Here is a 22,160-nt window from a genome sequence, read left to right as displayed (position 1 = left end):
TGGAACCATGGCGGAATTTATCTACACAATGACCAAGGCCCGCAAAGCCGTTGGCGAAAAACTTATTCTTGACGACGTAAGCATGTCCTTCTTCCCTGGCGCCAAGATCGGCGTCGTGGGCCCGAACGGTGCCGGTAAGTCCACCATCCTCAAGATCATGGCTGGACTGGACACCCCCTCCAACGGTGAGGCCCGGCTGAGCCCCGGCTACAGCGTGGGCATCCTGCTGCAGGAGCCCCCGCTCAACGAAGAAAAAACCGTCCTGGGCAACGTCCAGGAGGGCGTGGGCGAGATCTACGGCAAGATCCAGCGGTTCAACGAAATCTCCGAGGAAATGGCCAGCCCCGACGCTGACTACGACACCCTCCTCGAGGAAATGGGGCAGCTGCAGGAAGCCATCGACGCCGCGGATGCCTGGGACCTGGACTCCCAGCTGGAGCAGGCTATGGATGCTCTCCGCTGCCCGCCGGCGGATGCCGACGTCACCAACCTCTCCGGTGGTGAGCGCCGCCGTGTGGCCCTGTGCAAACTGCTGCTGCAGAAGCCTGACCTGCTGCTGCTGGACGAGCCCACCAACCACCTTGACGCAGAGAGCGTGCTGTGGCTCGAGCAGCACCTCTCCTCGTACGCGGGTGCCGTCCTGGCCGTCACCCACGACCGGTACTTCCTGGACCACGTGGCCGAATGGATCGCCGAAGTGGACCGCGGCCACCTGTACCCCTACGAGGGCAACTACTCCACGTACCTGGAGAAGAAGCGTGCCCGCCTGGAAATCCAGGGCAAGAAGGACGCCAAGCAGGCCAAGCGCCTCAGCGAGGAACTGGAATGGGTCCGCTCCAACGCCAAGGGCCGCCAGACCAAGTCCAAGGCCCGCCTGGCCCGCTACGAGGAAATGGCCGCAGAAGCGGACCGCACCCGCAAGCTGGACTTCGAAGAGATCCAGATCCCGCCAGGACCCCGCCTCGGCGGCCTGGTGCTGGAAGCCAAGAACCTCCAGAAGGGTTTCGAGGACCGCACCCTGATCGACGGACTGTCCTTCAGCCTTCCCCGCAACGGCATCGTTGGCGTCATCGGCCCCAACGGCGTCGGCAAGACCACGCTCTTCAAGACCATCGTCGGGCTTGAGCCGCTCGACGGCGGAGACCTCAAGATCGGCGACTCGGTCAAGATCTCGTACGCGGACCAGAGCCGTGGGGGCATCGACCCCAACAAGACCCTGTGGGAAGTCGTCTCCGACGGACTGGACTTCATCCAGGTGGGCCAGGTCGAAATGCCGTCCCGCGCCTACGTTGCCGCTTTCGGTTTCAAGGGCCCGGACCAGCAGAAGAAGGCAGGCGTACTCTCCGGCGGTGAGCGCAACCGCCTGAACCTGGCGCTGACCCTCAAGCAGGGCGGCAACCTGCTGCTGCTCGATGAGCCCACCAACGACCTCGACGTCGAAACCCTCAGCAGCCTGGAGAATGCCCTGCTCGAGTTCCCCGGCTGCGCCGTGGTGGTTTCGCACGACCGCTGGTTCCTGGACCGGGTGGCCACGCACATCCTGGCCTACGAAGGCGACGAGGAGAACCCCTCCAAGTGGTACTGGTTCGAGGGCAACTTCGAATCCTACGAGGAGAACAAGGTTGAGCGCCTCGGGCCGGATGCCGCGAAGCCGCACCGCGTCACGCACCGCCGCCTCACCCGGGACTGACCCGCGGCGGGATAACGAGGGGCAACGCTCCACCAACAGTGCAGAACAGGCCGGCACCCAGTGGGTGCCGGCCTGTTCCGTGTTCTGCGCCGGGCGCGGAATTTACGGTGAGTCCCGCCCGGCTTTGCGGATCTGGTGCTCCATCACCTTGGACTGGAAGGCGCCCACCACCTTATTTTTCAGGTCCGTGGGGACCCGGACCATGCCTTCCTGCGCCACGGACGCCACGTGCTGGCCGGCCTGGTTGAAGATCTTGCCCGTCGCCAGGCCGCGGGCGCCCTGCGCGCTGGGCGATTCCTGCACATAGAGGAGCCACTCGTCCACGCGGGCGGGGCGGTGCCACCACATCGCGTGGTCGAGGCTGGCCACATTCATTCCGGGGGTAATCCAGCTCAAACCGTGGCGCCGCAGGATGGACTCAAGGAGCGTGTAGTCGCTGGCGTATGCCAGGGCCGCCCGGTGCAGGTTGGGATTGTCCGGCATCGGCCCGAAAGTCTTCATCCACACCGCATTGCGGGCTTCCCGCTTGCCCTTCGCGGAGACGTACAGCGGAGGATCCACATGCCTGATGTCGAAAGGACGCTCATAGGCCCAGTGCCGCGCCACGGGGTGGTCGAATTTTCCCAGCAGGTCAGCGGTACTGGGCAGAGACTCCGGGTCCGGAATGCCGCCGGGCATCGTGGACTGGTGCTCAATCCCCTCATCCTCCCCCTGGAAGGAAGCGATCATCGACAGGATCGGCGTGCCTTCCTGGTAGGCGTGGACCCGGCGTGCCGAAAAGGACCGGCCGTCGCGGAGTCGCTGGACGCCGAACGTGATGGGCTTGTTGGCGTCGCCCGGCCGAAGGAAATAGCCGTGCATGGAGTGCACAAAGCGGTCAGGGGCCACAGTCCTGATGGATGCGATGAGCGACTGGGCCAGCACTTGGCCGCCGAACACCCGGTGGTGGGGCTGCTGCTGGGAAGGTCCCAGGAAAATGTCCTCGTCCGTCCGCGCCCCCTCCAGCTCACCAAGGTCAAGGAGGGAGATGAGCGATGAGGTGGGATCTTCGCTGGGGAGCGCCAGCAGTCCGGCGTCGGCTTCAGTCATGGTTCGACTCTAGACGGCGCCCCGGCACTGCTCAACAAAGCCCCAGCCGGTAGTGTTCTTGGTGTGTCTGATCTCCTCACCTCGTCCTTCCGTTTTGCCGACTCCCAGGATCTTGCCGATCTGAAGACCTTCGCCACGCGGGCAAAAGCCATTGACGACGGCGCCATCCGGCTTCAGGCGGCAGGTTCCGTCCTTGCCGCGTATGTGTGCGTGCTCCGGCCGAGGCTCCTGGGCGAATCGACCCCCACGATCCTCGGGCTGCGCACCATGGCCCTGGCGGAACCCTCGGCGACGGATGTGACCGTGGCCTTGTCCGCGGTCCTGGACCGTTTGGCCCGCGCCGGCCAGGACGACGCCGAACTCCCCGTTCCGCCGTCCACCGTCACCGAGTCCTGGACGGGGGTGGGCGCCCCGCGGAGCGGGTGGGAACTGGTCGGCTCACGGCCCGATGCGGAACTGCGGGCGGCAGCCGAGGCAGGCATCGCCGAGGTGGCCGGAATCGTGCCGGACAAGCCCGGTGCTCTCATCGTCAACAATGCCCGCGCCGCGGTGTGGGGCCGGGAACTCGATGCGTCGGGGCTGCCCGCCGGCGCTGCCTTCGCCGCACTGGCCCTGGGATTCCTAGCCGACGGCGACCAGAAGCTCTACCGGGCCGGCCGGTGGTTCCGCCTCACGGGCAGCCGCGGCCACGTCCTGGCGCGGACCGGAAGCGGACTCCTCTAACCGCCGGTTCCGGCGTCACCAGTCAGGGCGCCGAGGGGCTGTTCACCATGGACAGCGCGGCCCGCTCCATGTAGTCCCACAGGGTGCCCTCGTACAGCGGCGGAAGTTCCAGGGCGTCCACAGCCTTGCGCATGTGGAACAGCCAGCGGTCCTTGGCCTCGGGAGTCACCTTGAACGGCATGTGCCGCATGCGGAGCCGGGGGTGGCCGCGTTCCTCGCCGTAGGTGGTGGGCCCGCCCCAGTACTGCTCAAGGAACATCAGGAAGCGGCGCTTCGCCGGTGCAAGGTCTTCCTCGGGGTACATCGGCCGCAGCAGGGGATCCGTCGCCACCCCGTCGTAGAAGACGTCGATCAGCTTCACGAAGGTGTCGTGCCCGCCCACGGCATCATAGAAGTTGTCGGTGTAGCCGGGCTTGCTGAACGGATCGTTCTGCATCAGCTGCGGCCGCTGCGGCTCGATGGGAATCGTCATCGCTATTCTCCGGCTTTCTGGTCGGTCTTGGTGTTCTCGGCGCCGTGGTCCGAGCCCTGGTCCGTGGTGCCGTCCGGCGATTCGTGCAGGGGGACGTACGTGCCCTGGGACCGGTTGCCGACCCGCAGGATCTCGCCGTTGCGCAGGTACCAGATGGCGCCGTCGTCGGACCGGACGCGGGTGATGCGCAGGCCCATGGATTCCACCACGCCCACCACCTCGCTGGTTTCGATCACGTCGCCGATGCCGAACTGGTCCTCAATGGTGATGAATATTCCTGCCAGGAAATCGCGGATCAGCTGCTGGGCGCCGAAGCCGATGGCCACACCCAGGATGCCGACGCTGGTCAGCAGGGGTGCGATGTTAATGTCCAGGTTCTGCAGGACGTACATGCCGGTGATGACCACCACCAGTACTCCCACGATGCTGTTCAGCAGTGAACCGATGGTTTCGGCACGCTGTACGCGCCGCTCATGGTCCAGCGCCCTGAAGGCAGGGGCGGCCCACCTGAAGGTGGGTTTCTTGAAGAAATTGCTGCCTGCCGCCACGCGCCTGGTGATGCGGGAGATGACGAAGGTGGCCACCAGCCAGATGGCAACGCCGACGCCGAGGCTGATCACGATGCCGGTGACGCTGATGCCGTCCGGCTCGCTGGCGGCGGAAGGAAGGATGGACAACGTGCTGACCATGAGGGGGTAGTACTCCTGCTGTTGTTTGGCTGTGCCGGGAAGGGTATGCCGTGATGCCGGTTTCGCCCGGCGCGGACGCCCTGTTCTCCTTCAACACTATCGCCGTAGCCTCTCAACATGCGCATCCTTGTCCTCGGCGGAACGGCCTTCCTCTCCGCAGGAATTGTCCGCAGCGCTGTGGCGGCCGGGCATGACGTCACCTGCCTTGCCCGCGGCTCCGCGGCTGTTCCGCCCCAGGGTGCATCCTGGCTCAGGGCGGACCGTTCACTGGGCGCGAACGCCTACGCCGGTGCGACCGGGGAGTGGGACGCCGTGGTCGAGGTCGCCCGCGACCCTGTCCCTGCCACTGAGGCGCTTGAGGCCCTCGCAGGCCGCGCTGCACACTGGACGTTCGTCTCCAGTTGCTCGGTTTATGCGGATGCTTCGGTTCCCGGCGCGGACGAGGACGCTCCCCTCCTGCCTGCGCTTCCGGCCGGGACTCCGTCCACGCCGGATACCTACGGCGAATCCAAGGCGGCCATCGAGGAGGCAACCCTGCAGGCCGCGGGCGGGAAAGCCCACCTGTGCCGTGCCGGACTGATCGGAGGCCCCTGGGACAGCTCAGACCGCTACGGCTACTGGCCTGCCCGGTTTGCCCGGGACAGCCGCCCGGTCCTCGTACCCGCCATCGACACCAGCCCCACCCAGGCCATCGACGTCCGCGACCTCGCGGCCTGGATCCTGCGCGCCGCCGGGGACGGCGTGACCGGGCCGCTGAACGCTGTAGGCGAACAGGTGCCTTTCGGGAACTACATTGCCGCGTCCCGGGACGCTGCAGGCCACCGCGGCACGATCCTTCCGGCAGAGGAAACATGGCTGGCGGAGCACGGCGTGAACTACTGGGCGGGCCCGGATTCACTGCCGCTGTGGCTCCCGCCCGGGCACGGCGGCTTTATGGCCCGGAGCAACAGCGCAGCTTTGGCCCAGGGACTGCAGTTGCGGCCGTGGCAGGAGACGCTGGCGGATGCCTTGGCCGACGAACGCGTCCGTGGACTCAACCGGCAGCGGAAGGCCGGGCTGGCGCCGGAGACCGAGGCGCGGCTGGCCGGGCTGCTGCCCCGGAGCCTTTGAGTCCACCGTCAGGCCGTTAGCGTCACCGGTTCATGTCCCACCGGGAAGTTCACGCTGCGGGCAATGAAGCACACCTGGTTCGCCTCATGGTGCAGCCGGCCGGCCAGCTCCGCATGTGCCGGATCCGCCACCGTAACCGTCGGGCGCAGCGTCACACTCTCAAACTGGCCGCTGCCGTCCCGGTTCAGCTTCAGCATCCCCGACGCCTCGTCGCGGTAGGCCGTGACCACCACGCCGTGCTTCACGGCCACGTGCAGGTAGGAAAGCATATGGCACTGGGCCAGGGCCGCCAGGAGCAGCTGCTCCGGGTTGTAGCGTGCCTTGTCCCCGTGGAACGTGGGGTCCGCTGAGCCCTTCAGGACCGGCAGCCCGGGAATCAGGATGTCGTGGTCCCGGGAATAGCCCCGGTAGGACGAGGTCCCCTCACCCGAATTGCCCGTCCACTGGACGGTCAGCCCATACCGGTGCTCACTGAGTCCCATCCCGGCCTCCTATGCCTCGCCCGGGAGGACATCAGCCGCGCGGGCGCGCAGTGCCCGGGCAACGCCGTCGCGGTTTTCCAGCATCATGCGCCGCAGCGCGGCGCTTGCCGGCGGAAGCGCGGCCAGGAAGCCGTCCGTGCGGTCAACGGTCGCCTGGGTGGTCAGCAGGGCCGGGTAGAGTCCGACGACGATCTGCTGGGCCAGTGCGTGGGTGCGGGTTTCGACGATGCCCGGTACCGCCTCGAAGTATTTCTCCGCGTACGGCTCCAGCAGGGTGCGGTCCAGGACCCGCATGAAGCCGGTGACCGCCGAACCCTGGAGCGCGTTGGAGAGGTCGCCCCTGACCACGATGGAGTCCCAGGCCGCTGCCTTGGCTTCGGGGGTGGGGATGGCAGCCTTGGCGAGGGCCGCGGCATTCTGGCCGCTGGAGGTGTTGTCGCGCTGGAGTTCGGCATCAATGCCGTCCTGGCCGAGGCGTCCGCCGGCCACCAGGGAGGCCACCAGCTCCCAGCGCAGGTCCTGGTCCACGGCCAGCCCCTCCAGGGTGGCTGAACCGTCCAGGATCCCCGCCACCCTGTCCAGCTGGGACCCGCTGCGGGCCAGCAGCGCGAAGGACTTGACGAACTGGAGCTGCGCGTCGGATCCGCCGGCCACTCCGGACGCCAGGTTCCACAGCCGGTCCGCGGCTGCCACCGCGGTGGCCTCGCGGTGCTTCTCCGCAACGTAGAAGTTCAGGGTTGTGGCCAGCTGGCGGAGCTGGACCAGGATCACCGAGGAATCAGACTCTGCCGCCACGTTGGCGAGGACCAGGTCAACGTACCGCCGCGCCGGCGTCTCGCCGTCGCGGGCGGCGTCCCAGGCCGAGTTCCAGACAAGGGTCCGCGGCAGGCTCTCGCTGAAGTCCTTCAGGTGGGCCGTGGCCGTTGCCAGGGATTTTTCGTCCAGCCGGACCTTGGCGTAGGCGAGGTCGTCATCGTTGACCAGGATCAGGTCCGGCCGGGCAAGCCCCACCAGCCCGGGTACCTCGGTGCGTCCGCCGTCGACATCCAGCTCCTCGCGGTGCACCCGCTCAAGCTTGCCGGACCCGTTGAGGTTGTAGAAGCCCACCGCCAGGCGGTGCGGCCGGATCGTGGGCCACATGTCAACGGCAGACTGGACAATCGCAAAGGACGTGAGCACGCCGCCGCCGTCCACTTCAAGCTCCGGCTTGAGGGTGTTCACGCCGGAGGTTTCCAGCCACTGCCGGCCCCAGTCGTCAAGGTCGCGGCCGCTGGCCTTCTCCAGTTCCACCAGGAGGTCGCTCAGCTCCGTGTTCTGCCAGGAATGCTTGGCAAAGTACTCACGCACGCCGGCCATGAACTCTTCCGGGCCCACCCATGCCACCAGCTGGCGGAGGACGGAGGCGCCCTTGGCGTAGGTGATGCCGTCGAAGTTGACCTCGACGTCCTGCAGGTCGTTGATCTCGGCAAAGATCGGGTGCGTGGTGGGCAGCTGGTCCTGGCGGTAGGCCCAGGACTTCTCCACTGAGGCGAAGGTGGTCCACGCGCTGGTGAAGGACGTCGCCTCCACCGCCGCGAGGTGGGACATGTATTCGGCAAAGGATTCGTTCAGCCACAGGTCGTTCCACCAGCGCATGGTCACCAGGTCCCCGAACCACATGTGCGCGAGTTCGTGGAGCACCGTGATGGCACGGCGTTCGATCTGGGCTTCCGTGACCTTGCTGCGGAAGACGTAGCCCTCCAGGATGGTCACCGCCCCGGCATTTTCCATGGCGCCGGCGTTGAACTCCGGAACAAACAGCTGGTCGTACTTCTCGAACGGGTAGGGGCAGCCGAACTGTGCCTCGAAGAATGCAAAGCCCTGTCGGGTGAGCTCGAAGATGTTGTCGGCGTCCAGGTACTGCATCAGCGACTTCCGGGCGAAGACACCCAGCGGAATGGTCCGCCCGTCGGAGCTCACCACTTCGCTGCGCACGGACTGGTAGGGGCCGGCAATCAGTGCCGTGACGTAGGAGGACAGCCTCGGCGTGGGGGAGAAGGACCATACGGAACGGGCGCCGCCGTCGTCCCCGGGCGTGGCCTCCTGGGGTGCGGGCGTGGGGGAGTTGGAGATGACGTCCCAGTGCGAGGGCGCGGTGACCGTGAAGGTGAACGCCGCCTTCAGGTCGGGCTGTTCGAACACGGCGAACATCCGGCGCGAATCCGGAACTTCGAACTGCGTGTACAGGTAGACCTCGTTGTCCACCGGGTCCACGAAGCGGTGCAGGCCCTCACCGGTGTTCATGTAGGGTGCATCGGCCACGACGGTGAGCTCGTTCTGGTCCGCGAGCTCCGGCAGCTGGATCCTGACGCCGTCGGCCACGGCGGCCGGATCCAGGCTCCTGCCGTTCAGGGTGACGCTGTGGACGGCGGAGGTGACGGCGTCAATGAAAGTGGAGGACCCGGGCCTGGCGCTGAACTTCACGGTGGTGGTGCTGCCGAAAACGTCTGCGCCGCGGGTCAGGTCCAGGCTGACCTCGTAGGACTCGACGGAAATCAGCTTGGCACGTTCAGTGGCTTCAACTCGCGTGAGATTCATACCTGGCACAGGGACCTCCAGAAAGATTGCGTCTGCGCAGCTGGCGGTGCCCAGCGGCGGCACTGCTCATTCTTGCATTCCTTCAGCGCCGGAAACGTAGCGCGGCTCACAGCGGACGGAGAAAGGGGCAGGACGCCAGGTTCCTGCGGCCGGAGTAGCGTTGGATCATGGGCAAGCTTATGGATTCGGTGGACGCCAGGGCGCTGCGGTTCGCCGCAGGGTTTCCGGTGGTCCTTGCCGCCGGTTTTGTGGTGTGCGCCTTTTTGATCCGGCCGGACCTTCCCGAGCCGCTCGCCATCCGGTGGACGGACGACGGCGGCGCGGCCTTCGCTCCCTTCGGCACCTATGTGGGTGTAGGGGCGGCGGCGATCGTGGCGGCGGGCTGGCTGGTCCTCTCCCAGGCCGTGACGCTCAACAGGCCTGCCATCATGCGCCGTATCATGATGGGTGCCGGAATGTTCCTCAGCCTTTTTGTCACCAGCGTCGTCGCGGCCGGCCTGGTGGGGCAGGCAGGGTTGGCAGACGCCCGGGAATCCCACGTGGACATGACGGTCCTCGCCCTCGGAAGCGGTGCGGCCTTGTCGCTCGGCGTCATCATCGCCTTCGTTTTCAAGGCCGACCAGCAGTGGTCGCTCGACGATGACCGTGCGCTCCAGCTCGCCCTCGCCAGGGAAGCGGACCCGGACCTGGCGCGGGACAGCATCCGCCTGTGGGTGCACGCCCGCAGCTCGGTCTTCATCATGATCGCCATAGCGTCGCTGTTCCCCTCCGCGCTGATCACGGTCGCCGTCCCCTGGCTTGGAATGCTCCTGGTGCTCCTCGCCGTGGTGGGCGCCGCCTTCCTGTTCGCCCGGATCAAAGCCGACCGCCAGGGGCTGAAGGTCCTCCTGGCTGGCATCGTGCCGGTCATGAACGTGCCGGCGGGCGCCATCTCCGGCGCCACCGCGGCGGATGTGAAGGCGGCAGACTATGGCGGGTGGGGCTACCGGCACCACGGCGGGACCTCAGCCATGCTCGTCAGCAGCGGCCCCGCCGTCGTCGTCAGCAAAACTGACGGCCAGCGCCTCGCGGTAAGCGGCGGCAGCCCCGCGTCCGCTGCAAGGCTGGCTGAAGTCTTGACCCGTGTGGCCGCAAGGGCACGCCGCGGAGGCGGCGGGCAGCCACCGGCCGCGCAGCCGGAGTCCTAGTATCCTTGACCCTGTTGTCCTGACCCTGGCCTGCGCCGTCCCGGCCGGCTGCCGGCGCCCCAACCGAACGGATTCTGCTCGTGACTTCTTCCCCTGCCTTCCCGCGGGTCCACATCGCCACCGACCACGCAGGCATGGAGCTCAGCGCCCACCTGGTGCAGCACCTGTCCGCCAAGGGATACGAGGTGGTGGACCACGGTCCCAAGGTCTACGACGCACAGGACGACTACCCGTCGTTCTGCATCAACGCCGCCCTTGCAGTGGTTGCGGACCAGCAGGCAGGGGTCCACGCCCTGGGCATCGTGCTGGGCGGTTCCGGCAACGGTGAGCAGATTGCCGCCAACAAGGTCAAAGGTGTCCGTGCCGCCCTGGCCTGGAACCACTCCACCGCCGTCCTGGCGCGCGAGCACAACGATGCCAATGTTGTTGCCGTCGGCGGCCGCCAGCACACCGTGGAGGAGGCCACCGCGCTCATCGAAGCCTTCCTGAGCGAGCCTTTCAGCAACGACGAACGGCACGTCCGCCGCATCGGCAAGATCGCCGCCTACGAATCAACCGGCGAGGTCATCGAGTAGTGCCTGAAGGGCATTCCGTCCGCAGGCTGGCGCGGCAGTTCGGGGACGTCTTCGGCGGCCGGCGGCTCAGTGTGTCCAGTCCGCAGGGCAGGTTCAGCGAAGGGGCCGCGCTGCTGGACGGGCACACGCTGCTCGCGGCCGAAGCGCACGGCAAGCACCTCTTCCTGCACTTCGACAACGCCCTGGTGCTGCACGTGCACCTCGGGCTGTACGGGGCCTGGAGCTTCGGCGGCGACAGCACTTTCAACGGATCTTCCAGCATCGGTGCGCCGCGCCGCGTGGGGGAGCAGGAGACCTTCGCGGACGGAAACGACGACGACGCCTATTCAGGACCGCCGGCGCCAGTGGGTGCCGTGCGTGTCAGGCTGGCCGCCTCGAACGGCTGGGCCGATCTCCGGGGTGCCACCACGTGCGAAGCCATCACCCTGGCCGAGACCGACCTGGTGCGGGCGCGGCTGGGGCCGTATCCGCTGGTCAACCGCCGGGGCGACGCCGGGCGGTTCGCCGCCAACCTCCAGGGCCGCAAGGCACCCGTGGCCGCGCTCCTGATGGACCAGAAGATCATCGCCGGCGTGGGCAACGTCTACCGGGCGGAGGTCCTGTTCCGGCGGCGGCTCGACCCCTGGCTGCCGGGCAGCAACCTCGCGGACAGCGAGGCACGGAAGCTCTGGCGCGACGTCGTTTCCGTGATGAACGACGGCGTCGCCGACGGCAGGATCATCACCACGACGCCCCGCTACTGGACGGCAAAGGGCAAAAAGGCCAAACCCACAGCCGAAGCCGCCTCACTGAAAAGCAGTTCTTTTCCCGCCCGGGACAACGCGCATTTTGTGTACAAGCGTGACGGATTGCCCTGCCGGGTCTGCCGCACCACGGTGCTGGCCGCAGACCTGGTGGGCCGCAGGCTGTACTGGTGCCCGTCCTGCCAGGCCTGAATTCGGCGCCGGCATCCTTGGTCGGACATGAAAAAAGGCCCCTCAACTGAGGGGCCTTCGTTTCTGGAGGGGACGACGGGAATCGAACCCGCGTAATCAGTTTGGAAGACTGAGGCTTTACCATTAAGCTACGTCCCCGGAAGAAGCTGCATCTGCAACATTAGCAGGCCTGCGACTTCGGGCTGGCTGTTCAAGCCGGATACAACTAAACCTAATCCATGGCCTACGTGTCAAATGTGCAAACTCGCCGCGTATGACCGTAGACTTGCCTGTGCACTTACGGGGTGTAGCTCAGCTTGGCTAGAGCGCCTGCTTTGGGAGCAGGAAGTCGCAGGTTCAAATCCTGTCACCCCGACTCTGCGGCCCGGACCTGTTGGCCTGGACAAAAACATTGCGTTTGCAGAAACCCATCCCACAAACCCAGGAGTACTTAGACCGTGAAGAGCGCTGTCGAGAACCTCACCCCCACGCGGGTCAAGCTCAATGTTGAGGTCCCCTTTGAGGAATTGAAGCCCAGCATCGACTCGGCGTACAAGACCGTTGCTTCGCAGATCCAGGTCCCTGGCTTCCGTAAGGGCAAGGTACCGGCAAAGCTCATCGACCAGCGCGTCGGCCGCGGCTACGTCCTGGAGACTGCCATCAACGAAGGCCTCAACGGCTGGTACCAGGCTGCCGTGCAGGAATCCGGCATCCGTCCCCTGAGCCGTCCCGAGGTTGAGATCACCGAGGTTCCGGACCCGTCGGCTACCGACGGCGGCCTGAAGTTCGCTGCCGAGGTGGATGTCCGCCCCGAGATCGAACTCCCGGACTACGCCGGCATCAAGGTTGAGGTTGCAGCTGCCGAGTCGTCCGAAGAGGACGTGGACAAGGCCCTCGACGAACTGCGCGGCCGCTTCGGCACGCTCAAGTCGGTCGAGCGCCCCGCTGCCGATGGTGACTTCCTCACCATCGACATCACCGCCACCATCGACGGCGAAGAGGTTGACTCCGCTGCCGGCCTGTCCTACCAGGTTGGTGCCGGCACCATGCTCGACGGACTCGACGAAGCCGTTACCGGCCTCAGCGCCGATGAGGACGCCATCTTCAACACCACCCTGGTGGGCGGTGACCACGCCGGCGAAGAGGCCCAGGTCAAGGTCGTTGTGAAGGCCGTCAAGGAGCGCGAACTCCCCGAGGCAAACGACGACTTCGCCCAGCTCGCCTCCGAGTTCGACACCCTGGCCGAACTCCGCGAGGACCTCGCCAAGCAGGCCGCCGACTCCAAGGTAGTGGAGCAGGGCGTTGAGGCCCGCGACAAGGTCCTGGACAAGCTCGTTGAGCTCGTCGAGGTTCCGGTTCCGGATTCCGTGGTTGAAGAGCAGCTCGAGGCCCACTTCAAGGAGGGCAACGGACACGGTGAAGGCGAGCACGACACCGAGGAGCACCGCGAAGAGGTCCGCGCCAACACGGCCCGTGCCTTCCAGAACGAGATCATCCTCGACGCCATTGCCGAGAAGGAAGAAGTCAACGTCAGCCAGAACGAGCTGATCGACTACATCGTCACCACGGCAAGCCAGTACGGCATGGACCCGAACCAGTTCGCCCAGATCATCGACCAGAGCGGCCAGGTGCCCATGATGGTCTCCGAGGTCCGCCGCCGCAAGGCGCTGGCTGTTGTCCTCGGCCAGGCCGAGGTCACCGACACCGAAGGCAAGGCTGTCGACCTCAGCGACTTCGTGCGCCCCGGCGGCGAAGAGGAAGCTCCGGCAGCCGAGGCTGTGGAAGCGGAAACCGAAGAGACCGCCGCTGACGACGACAAGGCAGAGGCCAAGGCCTAGGCTTCAGGACGCGCCGCCGAAGGGCCCCCGGATCACCCGATCCGGGGGCCCTTTGCGTTAAGATCCGGCGCTGCCGGACCTGCCCGGCCGATCGTGCGCCGTCAGCGAACAGCCGCGGATGTGCGAACAAAACGCCGGTGAAACCGGTTAGTGTCCAAGTAGTGATTTTCAGTGATGTCTTCGTCACCAGCGAGAGGTTAGTACACATGTCACAGCACCCAGAGTCCCCCCGGATGGCGACTGTCGATCCTGCAGCCCAGGACAACTACATCTACAACCGGCTCCTCAAGGAGCGGATCATCTGGCTCGGCTCAGAGGTGCGTGACGACAACGCCAATGCCATCTGCTCGCAGCTGCTGCTCCTGTCCGCGGAGAACCCGGAAAAGGACATCTACCTTTACATCAACTCACCGGGCGGCTCCGTGACCGCCGGCATGGCCATCTACGACACCATGCAGTTCATCCCGAACGACGTCGTGACCGTTGCCACCGGCCTCGCCGCCTCCATGGGGCAGTTCCTGCTCTCGTCGGGAACCAAGGGCAAGCGCTACGCGACACCGAATGCCCGCGTCCTGATGCACCAGCCGTCGGGCGGCATTGGCGGCACGGCCTCTGACATCAAGATCCAGGCCGAGCTCATCCTGCACATGAAGAAGGTCATGGCCGAGCTGACTGCCGAGCAGACCGGCCAGACCGTTGAAACCATCCTCAAGGACAACGACCGTGACAAGTGGTTCACGGCAACCGAAGCGCTTGAGTACGGTTTCTTCGACAAGATTGCTGCGCACGCCGGTTCGGTGTCCGGTGGCGGCGGAACTGCCAACGGAGCATCCGGCGAGTCGGCATCCGAGAAGTAACCCGGCATTTAGAACACTTAGATCAGGAGCACCAAAAAATGACCTACAACTTCGGATCGACTGCCGGCAATCTCCCGACCAGCCGCTACGTCCTGCCACAGTTCGAAGAGCGCACACCGTACGGCTTCAAGCGCCAGGATCCGTACACCAAGCTCTTTGAGGACCGCATCATCTTCCTCGGTGTCCAGGTGGATGACGCCTCCGCCGATGACGTCATGGCCCAGCTGCTGGTCCTTGAGTCCACAGACCCGGACCGCGACATCACCCTGTACATCAACTCCCCGGGCGGTTCCTTCACCGCCATGACGGCGATCTACGACACCATGCAGTACATCCGCCCGGAGATCCAGACGGTGTGCCTGGGCCAGGCAGCAAGCGCCGCGGCGGTCCTGCTGGCGGCGGGTACTCCCGGCAAGCGCCTTGCCCTGCCCAACGCCCGGGTCCTGATCCACCAGCCGGCCCTGTCCGGCGGCCAGGGCGGCCAGGCCTCGGACCTCGAAATCCAGGCTGCCGAAGTCATGCGCATGCGCTCCTGGCTCGAGGACACGCTGGCACACCACTCCGGACGGACGTCGGAGCAGGTCAACAACGACATCGAGCGCGACAAGATCCTTACGGCCGCGGAAGCCCAGTCGTACGGCCTGATCGACCAGGTCCTGGATTCCCGAAAGATCAAACCGCAGGCAATCACCAGGTAGCGGTAAAGTAGTGGGCCGGTGGGGCCAATCATTTGGCCCCACCGGCCTTTTCCTTCCACCCTGGGAAGCTAATGTGACCTAGAGTGGATGTTGTCACAACCGGTCCATGCAGGCTGGTGAAGATTCCAGCAACGGTGCAAGGCTGCCTGGCAGCAAAATACTAAGGGGTTCACATATGGCTCGGATTGGCGAGAGCACGGATCTGCTGAAGTGCTCTTTCTGCGGAAAGAGCCAGAAGCAGGTGCGCAAGCTCATTGCCGGGCCCGGTGTTTACATCTGCGATGAATGCATTGAGCTCTGCAACGAGATCATCGAAGAGGAACTCGCGGAGGTTGCCGATCTGGGCAGCTTCGAGCTCCCCAAGCCCCGTGAGATCTTTGATTTCCTGCAGGAATACGTCATCGGCCAGGAACCCGCAAAACGGTCCCTCGCCGTCGCCGTCTACAACCACTACAAGCGCATCCAGGCCGGCCACGCCCCCAAGTCCGGAAGCCTTGCCGATGGCGGGCATCATGACGACGTCGAAATCGCCAAGTCGAACATCCTCCTGATCGGGCCCACAGGATGCGGCAAGACGTATCTTGCCCAGACCCTGGCGCGGCGGCTGAACGTCCCGTTCGCCGTCGCCGATGCCACGGCCCTGACCGAGGCCGGCTACGTGGGCGAGGATGTGGAGAACATCCTCCTCAAGCTCATCCAGGCCGCTGACTACGACGTCAAGAAGGCCGAGCAGGGCATCATCTACATCGATGAGATCGACAAGATTTCACGCAAGAGCGAAAACCCCTCCATCACCCGGGACGTCTCGGGCGAGGGCGTCCAGCAGGCGTTGCTGAAGATCCTTGAGGGAACTGTTGCTTCCGTTCCTCCCCAGGGCGGCAGGAAGCACCCGCACCAGGAATTCATCCAGATCGACACCACCAACGTGCTGTTCATCGTTGCCGGCGCCTTCGCCGGCCTTGAGGAGATCATCGGATCCAGGTCCGGCCGGAAGGGCATTGGCTTCGGAGCCCCCCTGAACGAGGCGAGCAAGAAAGTGGACTCCTACGGCGAGGTGATGCCGGAGGACCTGCTCAAATTCGGCCTCATTCCCGAGTTCATCGGCCGGCTGCCCGTGATCACCACCGTGTCCAACCTGGACCGCGACGCCTTGATCCAGATCCTGTCCACACCCAAGAACGCCCTGGTGAAGCAGTACCAGAAGATGTTCCAGATAGACGGCGTGGAACTTGTTTTTGACAACACTGCCCTGGACGCCATCGCCGAGCAGGCGCTTGAGCGCGGGACGGGCGCCCGCGGGCTGCGCGCCATCATGGAAGAAGTCCTGCTGCCCGTGATGTTCGATCTCCCAAGCCGCGAAGACGTTGCCAGCGTGATCATCACGGAGGACGTTGTCCTGAAGGGTGCCGAACCAACCATCGTTCCGCACGTCACCAAGCGCCGTAAGTCGGCCTGATTCGTCCGCACGGCTTGTCCCGCGACAGCTTGTTGTCCCGATACGGCTTGTCCTGGAACAGCGCCGTCACCCCGCACCACCCCCCGTCCACACCGTGGCAACCCTGCGCCACGGAAACCAGCGAAGGAATGCCCCATGACTGATTCCGTGAAGAACAAAGCCGATTTCTGGTTCGATCCGCTGTGCCCCTTCGCCTGGATCACTTCCCGCTGGATCGGCGAAGTGGAAGGTGTCCGCGACATCGAAACGGACTGGCACGTCATGAGCCTGGCGGTCCTCAATGAGGGCCGTGACCTTGAGCCGTCTTACCGCGAATCCATGGACAACGCCTGGGGACTTGTCCGTGTGATCATTGCAGCGCAGCAACAGCACGGAGATGCAACAGTCAAGGCGCTTTACGATGCCATGGGCTCCTTGATCCACGAAGCCGGCGAGAAGGACCGCGACGTGGTCATCACCAAAGCGCTTGCGGACTGCGGGCTTCCCGCCACCCTTGCCGCTGCCGCGTCTACTGACGCCTTCGATGACCAGCTCCGGGCAAGCCACCAGGAGGGCATCTCGCTGGTGGGCCAGGACGTCGGAACTCCCGTCGTGGCCTTTAACGGAACAGCGTTCTTCGGCCCCGTGCTCACTAGGATTCCCCGCGGTGAGGAGGCCGGAAGGCTCTGGGACGCCACCACTGCCATTGCGGCCTACCCGCACTTCTTCGAGCTCAAGCGCAGCCGCACCGAGCAGCCCGAGTTCACCTAGCACTGGTCCGGCCGGCCCGCACGGCAGGGCCAAAGGAGCCCTGGTGGAACTACAACCAAGTAGTTCCACCGGGGCTCTTGCGCTTGCGGGTGGGCAGGACAACAATGGTTCTTACCCACTTCGAAAGAAGGGGGACGCAGGAACCAAAGATTCAGTGATATGTCATCTGACGCAGCCATCGGCAAAGCCAGATGCAAGCTACCAGTGACGTGGTAGGAAGACCTGAAGATCAGAGGATCCTGCCAGACCATCAAGACGTCACCGGATGGCCGAAAAGTCGAAGCCCCACCAACGGCAAAACGCTGATGGGGCTTCCCCTTTGCCCTGAAACAGGTCCGGCCCTGGAACAGGGCCGGACTGGGGCTACGCTTTCGCCGGCTCTTCCGTCGCCGCAAGCGCCACGTCGCTGACGCTCAGTTCGCCCTCGCCGACAGCAAGGATGATCTCGCGGGCGTTGGAGGCCGCCTTCAGGTCAGCCAGGCCGGCATGCAGCTGCGCGGCCAGTGCCTCCGGAGCCGTGATGGTCGCGGTGAGAACCTCCGTGCGCTGCTTGACCTTCGCTTCGGACTTGGCTTTCCGGACGCCGCTGAGGGCCACCCCAACGGTTGCGAGCATGGAGGTGTCGCCCCCCGGGACATCCAGCGGTGCTGGCCACTGGGCGCGGTGGACAGAGCCCGTGCGCCACCAGCTCCATACCTCTTCGGTGGCGAAGGGGAGGAAGGGAGCGAAGAGCCGCAGCAGGGTGTCCAGGGTGGTGGCCAGTGCTGCCAGTACGGAAGCCTGTTCGGCCTCACCGGCGGCGCCGTAGGCCCGGTCCTTGATCAGCTCCACGTAGTCATCCGTGAACTGCCAGAAGAAGCTTTCCGTGATCTGCAGCGCCCGTGCGTAATCATAGTTGTCAAAGGCCTTGGTGGCCTGGGCCACCACCTCCGACAGCTGCGCCAGGACCGCCCGGTCCAGCGGATTGGCCAGGACGGAAAGGTCGGCGGACAGCACGGAGTCTTCCGTGGCGCCCAGGTTCAGGACGAACTTGGAGGCATTGAGCAGCTTGATGGCCAGGCGCCGGCCGATCTTCATCTGGGCGATCTCGTAGGCTGTGTCCGCACCGAGCTTGGCCGAAGCGGCCCAGTACCGGACAGCGTCCGAGCCGTATTCCTCCAGCACGTCGGTGGGTACCACCACGTTGCCCTTGGACTTGGACATCTTCTTGCGGTCGGGGTCGAGGATCCAGCCGGAGATGGCGGCGTGCTTCCACGGCGCGCTGTTTTCCAGGGCGTCCGCGCGGACCACGGAGGAGAAGAGCCAGGTCCGGATGATGTCGTGGCCCTGGGGCCGGACGTCAAACGGGAAGACCTTGGCAAAGAGGTCCTCGTCGCGCTTCCAGCCGCCAACGATCTTGGGCGTGAGGGAGGACGTGGCCCAGGTGTCCAGGATGTCAGCGTCGCCCGTGAAGCCGCCGGGAACGTCGCGCTGGGATTCGTCGAACCCGGGTGCGGCGTCCGCAGCCGGGTCAACGGGCAGCTGCCCGTCGGACGGGACGATGGGGGAGTCGTAGTCCGGGTTGCCGTCAGCATCCAGCGGGTACCAGACCGGGATGGGCACGCCGAAGAAGCGCTGGCGGGACACCAGCCAGTCGCCGTTCAGGCCGGCAATCCAGTTCTCGTAGCGCGAGCGCATGAAGGCCGGGTGGAAGTCGATTTCGTGCCCGCGGGCGATCAGGCGTTCGCGGCGGTCCTCGTCCCGGCCGCCGTTGCGGATGTACCACTGGCGGGAGGTGACCACTTCAAGGGGCTTGTCGCCTTTTTCGTAGAAGTTCACGGGGTGCATGATCTTCTTGGGCTCGCCGTCGAGCAGTTCGGCGGCGGTCAGGAGCTTCACCACTTCTTCCTTGGCGCTGAAGACGGTCTTGCCCGCAATGGCGGCGAAGGCTTCGCGGCCGATGTCGGTGGTGATCCACTCGGGAGCCTCGCTGACGATCCGTCCGTCGCGGCCCACGATCGCCCGGGTGGGCAGCTGAAGTTCGCGCCACCAGGTGACGTCGGTCAGGTCACCGAACGTGCACACCATGGCGATGCCGGAGCCCTTGTCCGCCTTCGCGAGCGGATGCGCCCTGACCTCAACCTCCACGCCGAACAGCGGGGACGTGACCTTCTTGCCGAACAGCGGCTGGTACCGTTCGTCGTCGGGGTTTGCCACCAGGGCGGCGCAGGCCGCCAGCAGTTCCGGACGGGTGGTCTCGATGTAGATCTTTTCCCCGTCCTCGGTGAAGAACGGGTAGCGGTAGTAGGCGCCGGGCATCTCGCGGTCCTCGAGTTCCGCCTGCGCTACGGCGGTACGGAACGTGACGTCCCAGAGGGTGGGTGCCTCTGCCATGTAGGCGTCGCCCGCGGCAAGGTTGGCCAGGAAGGCGCGCTGCGAGACTGCCCGCGAGTTGTCGTCGATGGTGCGGTAGGTGAGCTCCCAGTCAACGGACAGGCCAAGGGTCTGGAAAAGGTTTTCGAAGACCTTCTCGTCCTCAACGGCCAGCTCTTCACACAGTTCGATGAAGTTCCGGCGGGAGACGACGTCGAAGTCCCGCTGGTTCTTGGCAGGCTGCGCCGGCGGCCGGTAATCGGGGTTGTACGGGATTGAGGGGTCGCAGCGGACGCCGTAGAAGTTCTGCACCCGGCGTTCGGTGGGCAGGCCGTTGTCGTCCCAGCCCATGGGGTAGAAGACGTTCTTGCCTGTCATCCGCTGGTAGCGTGCCAGCACGTCGGTCTGCGTGTAGGAGAACATGTGCCCCACGTGGAGCGACCCGGACGCCGTGGGCGGGGGAGTGTCGATCGAGTAGACCTGGTCCCGGGTGGTTTCCCGGTCGAACTTGTAGGTCCCCTCGGCCAGCCACCGCTGCGTGAGGGCAGCTTCGAGGCCTTCGAGGGCCGGCTTGTCCGGAACGTTGATGGGGGCGGTTGTGGGCGTGTCTGTACCCTGCGTGTCTTCAGCCATCTGCCAATTGTTTCATGTCCGGGCTTGTCCGCCCGCCCGCTGCGGTGCCGGGCGCCCTGTTCCCATGGGCGGGCCGGTCGGCGTCGCCCTCCCGCCGTCCCGCTATGGTGGTGCCATGACTGATGTTTCGCAGAAAAAGGCAGCTTTGGTGACCGGCGCAAGCAGCGGAATCGGGGAGGCCACTGTCCGCGCCCTGGCGGCGGATGGCTGGAAGGTGTTCGCCGTGGCCCGCCGCGCGGACCGCCTGGCCGAACTCGAGAAGGAGACCGGCGCCGTCGCGCTGCCCGCCGACATTTCCGAGGACGACGACGTGTCCCGGCTTGTGTCGCAGGTGGCCGAAGCGGGGGGAATCGACACGCTGGTCAACATCGCCGGCGGTGCCAGGGGCGCGGACACCATCGGATCCGCCAGCACCGGTGACTGGGAATGGATGTACCGGGTGAACGTGCTGGGCACCATGAAGCTCATCAAGGCGTTCCTGCCGATGCTGCGGGCCAATGGCGAAGGGACAGTACTGAACCTGACCTCCACCGCCGGGCTGGCGGCGTACGAGGGCGGTGGCGGCTACAACGCGGCGAAGTTCGCCCAGCGCGCCCTGACGGAGGCACTGCGGCTGGAGGAAGCCGAGCACAACGTCCGCGTGATCGAAGTGGCACCCGGGCTGGTCCAGACCGAGGAGTTCGCCCTGAACCGGCTTGGTGACCGGCAGGCAGCGGACAAGGTCTACCAGGGCGTGGAGAAGCCGCTGACGGCCGGCGACGTCGCCGACGTGGTCCGCTACGCGGTCACCGCTCCGCACCACGTCAACCTGGACCAGATCGTGATCCGGCCGGTGGCGCAGGCTTCCAACTACAAGCTCATCCGCAAGGCGTAGCGCCTACGGCAGGACCAGGCGCGCCACCACCGCGGCATGGTCCGTTCCCGGGAGCGTGACTACGTCGAAGTCCACCACCTCGATGCCGGGGCTGACCAGGACATGGTCGATGGCCACGAAAGCCGGTGCCGGTGAATTTACGGGCCACGTGGGGGCCAGCCCCTTGCCGGTCACCTGCGCGGCGTCGGACAGTCCCGTGGCCACGAGATCCCTGAACTCACTGTGGTCCGCGCTGGCGTTGAAGTCGCCCAGCAGGATGGCAAGCCGGCTGCCAGGCAGTGCCTGCCACAGTTCACCCAGCTGCCGCAGCTCCTGCCGCCACGACGTGATGTGCCCCCTGCGCGGCGAGTCCACGTGGACCGCCGTCAGGTGCACCGGCCCGGAAGCGCTGGGAATGACGGCGACGGCGCGGCTTTGATGGAAAGCCGAGCCGGGAACGCGTTCCACCTGCTCGAGGGGGAATCGCGAGAAGAGGGCGCTTCCAGTCACGTCCCAGTCCACATCCGTGGCGCGCGACGGCAGCAGCGTCGACAGCCCCGCCTTATCCAGTGCCTTCAAGCCGGCAGGGGCAAGCTCCGGCAGGGCCAGGACGTCCACGTTGCGGGTCCTGATTTCTGCCAGCAGGGCGCCGGGATCCACGCCGGAGTACCCCACGTTCACCGCCATGACTGTCAGCACCGGCCCCGGTGCCAGGTCCGCGGGCGGGGCAGGGGACTGGACGTTGGCCGGCTGCACGTTTCCGGACGGCGGCGTGGCCAGCGTGCCGGGCGGCACGACGCGGTCCAGCACCCAGCCGAGCTGCACGGCGAGCAGCCCCGCCACGAGGGCAGCGGCCACGGCCCTGCGGGGTCCGGTGTTGCGGACGAGGGCGACGACGGCGGCAGCGAGGGCCGCCGTTGTTGTGATCAGCCCCGCGGGAAAGAGGGCCAGGAGCTGGATCCAGGGGGTGCCGACATCCCACGGAACCATGCGCAGGAACACCAGTGCAGCACCCGGCACGGCCAGGACGGCGGCGGCAGCCGACCACCGGGACCAGGCCCGGCGGGGCCTGCCGCCGCGCACCCCGGGCCCATACTCTCGCATAGGTTCCATTATTGGTGGCCCGGCCCCGGAAATAGTAGACTCAAAAAGGCTACGACCCGGCAATCACCGGTGAGCTTCCGGAAGAACACGCGGACCGCCCTGGCAGGACAA

19 protein-coding genes and 2 tRNA genes are annotated in these 22,160 nt (G+C 65.8%); 13 read left to right on the top strand and 8 right to left on the bottom strand.

The annotated features are described in order from the left end of the window. Nucleotides 1-7 precede the first annotated feature (7 nt). Entirely contained in the window at nucleotides 8-1,690 is a 1,683-nt protein-coding gene (gene ettA / locus AC4BCK_RS11850; RefSeq protein ID WP_174179899.1) for an energy-dependent translational throttle protein EttA, read from the top strand. Between the two features lie 102 nt (nucleotides 1,691-1,792). Here the strand turns inward: ettA and AC4BCK_RS11845 are convergent, their stop codons facing one another. Then, nucleotides 1,793-2,779: an acyl-CoA thioesterase gene (locus tag AC4BCK_RS11845; protein ID WP_490565976.1), complete on the bottom strand. Its 987-nt coding sequence runs from the start codon at nucleotides 2,777-2,779 to the stop codon at nucleotides 1,793-1,795. Between the two features lie 63 nt (nucleotides 2,780-2,842). Between AC4BCK_RS11845 and AC4BCK_RS11840 the strand changes: the two genes are divergently transcribed. Then, entirely contained in the window at nucleotides 2,843-3,502 is a 660-nt protein-coding gene (locus AC4BCK_RS11840; RefSeq protein WP_174179895.1) for a DUF8185 domain-containing protein, read from the top strand. Between the two features lie 22 nt (nucleotides 3,503-3,524). Here AC4BCK_RS11840 and AC4BCK_RS11835 read toward each other — a convergent pair whose 3' ends face one another. Continuing rightward, nucleotides 3,525-3,974 carry a globin gene (locus tag AC4BCK_RS11835; RefSeq protein ID WP_281359071.1) on the bottom strand — a complete coding sequence of 150 codons (450 nt, stop codon included), beginning with the start codon at nucleotides 3,972-3,974 and terminating at the stop codon, nucleotides 3,525-3,527. Nucleotides 3,975-3,976: 2 nt separating this feature from the next. After that, on the bottom strand, nucleotides 3,977-4,663 hold the full coding sequence (locus AC4BCK_RS11830) for a mechanosensitive ion channel family protein (protein ID WP_400597996.1): 687 nt from the start codon (nucleotides 4,661-4,663) through the stop codon (nucleotides 3,977-3,979). A gap of 117 nt (nucleotides 4,664-4,780) precedes the next feature. On the opposite strand from AC4BCK_RS11830, the gene AC4BCK_RS11825 reads away from it, so the two are divergent. Further along, entirely contained in the window at nucleotides 4,781-5,773 is a 993-nt protein-coding gene (locus AC4BCK_RS11825; protein WP_490565975.1) for a Rossmann-fold NAD(P)-binding domain-containing protein, read from the top strand. A gap of 8 nt (nucleotides 5,774-5,781) precedes the next feature. Here AC4BCK_RS11825 and AC4BCK_RS11820 read toward each other — a convergent pair whose 3' ends face one another. Beyond that, nucleotides 5,782-6,255, bottom strand: coding sequence for an OsmC family protein (locus AC4BCK_RS11820; protein WP_174179889.1), 474 nt, complete (start codon nucleotides 6,253-6,255; stop codon nucleotides 5,782-5,784). Nucleotides 6,256-6,264: 9 nt separating this feature from the next. Beyond that, entirely contained in the window at nucleotides 6,265-8,832 is a 2,568-nt protein-coding gene (gene pepN / locus AC4BCK_RS11815) for an aminopeptidase N (protein ID WP_363936342.1), read from the bottom strand. 167 nt (nucleotides 8,833-8,999) lie between these two features. Here pepN and AC4BCK_RS11810 point away from each other — a divergent pair, with 167 nt between their 5' ends. The 3 genes from AC4BCK_RS11810 (at nucleotide 9,000) to AC4BCK_RS11800 (ending at nucleotide 11,529) form a co-directional block, all read left to right on the top strand. Then, nucleotides 9,000-10,019 (top strand): hypothetical protein, encoded by a 1,020-nt coding sequence (locus AC4BCK_RS11810; RefSeq protein ID WP_363936340.1) that lies wholly within the window; start codon nucleotides 9,000-9,002, stop codon nucleotides 10,017-10,019. A gap of 80 nt (nucleotides 10,020-10,099) precedes the next feature. Next, nucleotides 10,100-10,594 carry a ribose-5-phosphate isomerase gene (locus AC4BCK_RS11805; protein ID WP_174179883.1) on the top strand — a complete coding sequence of 165 codons (495 nt, stop codon included), beginning with the start codon at nucleotides 10,100-10,102 and terminating at the stop codon, nucleotides 10,592-10,594. Continuing rightward, nucleotides 10,594-11,529, top strand: coding sequence for an Fpg/Nei family DNA glycosylase (locus tag AC4BCK_RS11800; protein ID WP_490565974.1), 936 nt, complete (start codon nucleotides 10,594-10,596; stop codon nucleotides 11,527-11,529). Before AC4BCK_RS11805 ends, AC4BCK_RS11800 begins: the two co-directional genes overlap by 1 nt. A 64-nt stretch (nucleotides 11,530-11,593) precedes the next feature. Here the strand turns inward: AC4BCK_RS11800 and AC4BCK_RS11795 are convergent. Beyond that, a tRNA-Gly gene (locus AC4BCK_RS11795) sits at nucleotides 11,594-11,667 on the bottom strand. 142 nt (nucleotides 11,668-11,809) lie between these two features. Between AC4BCK_RS11795 and AC4BCK_RS11790 the strand changes: the two genes are divergently transcribed. From AC4BCK_RS11790 to AC4BCK_RS11765, 6 genes are all read left to right on the top strand, one after another. Next, nucleotides 11,810-11,884, top strand: a tRNA-Pro gene (locus AC4BCK_RS11790). A gap of 82 nt (nucleotides 11,885-11,966) precedes the next feature. After that, nucleotides 11,967-13,346 (top strand): trigger factor, encoded by a 1,380-nt coding sequence (tig, locus tag AC4BCK_RS11785; RefSeq protein WP_174179879.1) that lies wholly within the window; start codon nucleotides 11,967-11,969, stop codon nucleotides 13,344-13,346. Nucleotides 13,347-13,579: 233 nt separating this feature from the next. After that, nucleotides 13,580-14,203: an ATP-dependent Clp protease proteolytic subunit gene (locus tag AC4BCK_RS11780; protein ID WP_174179965.1), complete on the top strand. Its 624-nt coding sequence runs from the start codon at nucleotides 13,580-13,582 to the stop codon at nucleotides 14,201-14,203. A 38-nt stretch (nucleotides 14,204-14,241) separates the two neighbouring features. Then, nucleotides 14,242-14,901 (top strand): ATP-dependent Clp protease proteolytic subunit, encoded by a 660-nt coding sequence (locus tag AC4BCK_RS11775; RefSeq protein WP_066276651.1) that lies wholly within the window; start codon nucleotides 14,242-14,244, stop codon nucleotides 14,899-14,901. Between the two features lie 175 nt (nucleotides 14,902-15,076). Further along, nucleotides 15,077-16,357: an ATP-dependent Clp protease ATP-binding subunit ClpX gene (gene clpX, locus AC4BCK_RS11770; RefSeq protein WP_174179877.1), complete on the top strand. Its 1,281-nt coding sequence runs from the start codon at nucleotides 15,077-15,079 to the stop codon at nucleotides 16,355-16,357. Between the two features lie 135 nt (nucleotides 16,358-16,492). Further along, nucleotides 16,493-17,107, top strand: a complete 615-nt coding sequence (locus AC4BCK_RS11765; RefSeq protein WP_310112518.1) for a mycothiol-dependent nitroreductase Rv2466c family protein — start codon at nucleotides 16,493-16,495, stop codon at nucleotides 17,105-17,107. A gap of 363 nt (nucleotides 17,108-17,470) precedes the next feature. Here AC4BCK_RS11765 and valS read toward each other — a convergent pair whose 3' ends face one another. Further along, entirely contained in the window at nucleotides 17,471-20,092 is a 2,622-nt protein-coding gene (valS, locus tag AC4BCK_RS11760; RefSeq protein WP_490565973.1) for a valine--tRNA ligase, read from the bottom strand. Nucleotides 20,093-20,207: 115 nt separating this feature from the next. Here valS and AC4BCK_RS11755 point away from each other — a divergent pair, with 115 nt between their 5' ends. Next, nucleotides 20,208-20,966, top strand: a complete 759-nt coding sequence (locus AC4BCK_RS11755; RefSeq protein ID WP_400512053.1) for an SDR family oxidoreductase — start codon at nucleotides 20,208-20,210, stop codon at nucleotides 20,964-20,966. A 3-nt stretch (nucleotides 20,967-20,969) separates the two neighbouring features. Here AC4BCK_RS11755 and AC4BCK_RS11750 read toward each other — a convergent pair whose 3' ends face one another. Then, a complete protein-coding gene (locus tag AC4BCK_RS11750) occupies nucleotides 20,970-22,049 on the bottom strand; it encodes an endonuclease/exonuclease/phosphatase family protein (protein ID WP_490565972.1) in 1,080 nt (359 codons plus the stop codon). Nucleotides 22,050-22,160 lie beyond the last annotated feature (111 nt).

This window comes from Pseudarthrobacter sp. As-47, from assembly GCF_058215595.1.
This window is presented reverse-complemented; position numbering and strand designations above follow the sequence as displayed.

Coding starts and splice junctions, on each gene's coding strand:
- ettA (WP_174179899.1), top strand. CDS start 8: ATGGCGGAATTTATCTACACAATGACCAAGGCCCGCAAAGCCGTTGGC.
- AC4BCK_RS11845 (WP_490565976.1), bottom strand. CDS start 2,779: ATGACTGAAGCCGACGCCGGACTGCTGGCGCTCCCCAGCGAAGATCCC.
- AC4BCK_RS11835 (WP_281359071.1), bottom strand. CDS start 3,974: ATGACGATTCCCATCGAGCCGCAGCGGCCGCAGCTGATGCAGAACGAT.
- AC4BCK_RS11830 (WP_400597996.1), bottom strand. CDS start 4,663: ATGGTCAGCACGTTGTCCATCCTTCCTTCCGCCGCCAGCGAGCCGGAC.
- AC4BCK_RS11825 (WP_490565975.1), top strand. CDS start 4,781: ATGCGCATCCTTGTCCTCGGCGGAACGGCCTTCCTCTCCGCAGGAATT.
- AC4BCK_RS11820 (WP_174179889.1), bottom strand. CDS start 6,255: ATGGGACTCAGTGAGCACCGGTATGGGCTGACCGTCCAGTGGACGGGC.
- pepN (WP_363936342.1), bottom strand. CDS start 8,832: ATGAATCTCACGCGAGTTGAAGCCACTGAACGTGCCAAGCTGATTTCC.
- AC4BCK_RS11810 (WP_363936340.1), top strand. CDS start 9,000: ATGGGCAAGCTTATGGATTCGGTGGACGCCAGGGCGCTGCGGTTCGCC.
- AC4BCK_RS11780 (WP_174179965.1), top strand. CDS start 13,580: ATGGCGACTGTCGATCCTGCAGCCCAGGACAACTACATCTACAACCGG.
- AC4BCK_RS11775 (WP_066276651.1), top strand. CDS start 14,242: ATGACCTACAACTTCGGATCGACTGCCGGCAATCTCCCGACCAGCCGC.
- clpX (WP_174179877.1), top strand. CDS start 15,077: ATGGCTCGGATTGGCGAGAGCACGGATCTGCTGAAGTGCTCTTTCTGC.
- AC4BCK_RS11765 (WP_310112518.1), top strand. CDS start 16,493: ATGACTGATTCCGTGAAGAACAAAGCCGATTTCTGGTTCGATCCGCTG.
- valS (WP_490565973.1), bottom strand. CDS start 20,092: ATGGCTGAAGACACGCAGGGTACAGACACGCCCACAACCGCCCCCATC.
- AC4BCK_RS11755 (WP_400512053.1), top strand. CDS start 20,208: ATGACTGATGTTTCGCAGAAAAAGGCAGCTTTGGTGACCGGCGCAAGC.
- AC4BCK_RS11750 (WP_490565972.1), bottom strand. CDS start 22,049: ATGCGAGAGTATGGGCCCGGGGTGCGCGGCGGCAGGCCCCGCCGGGCC.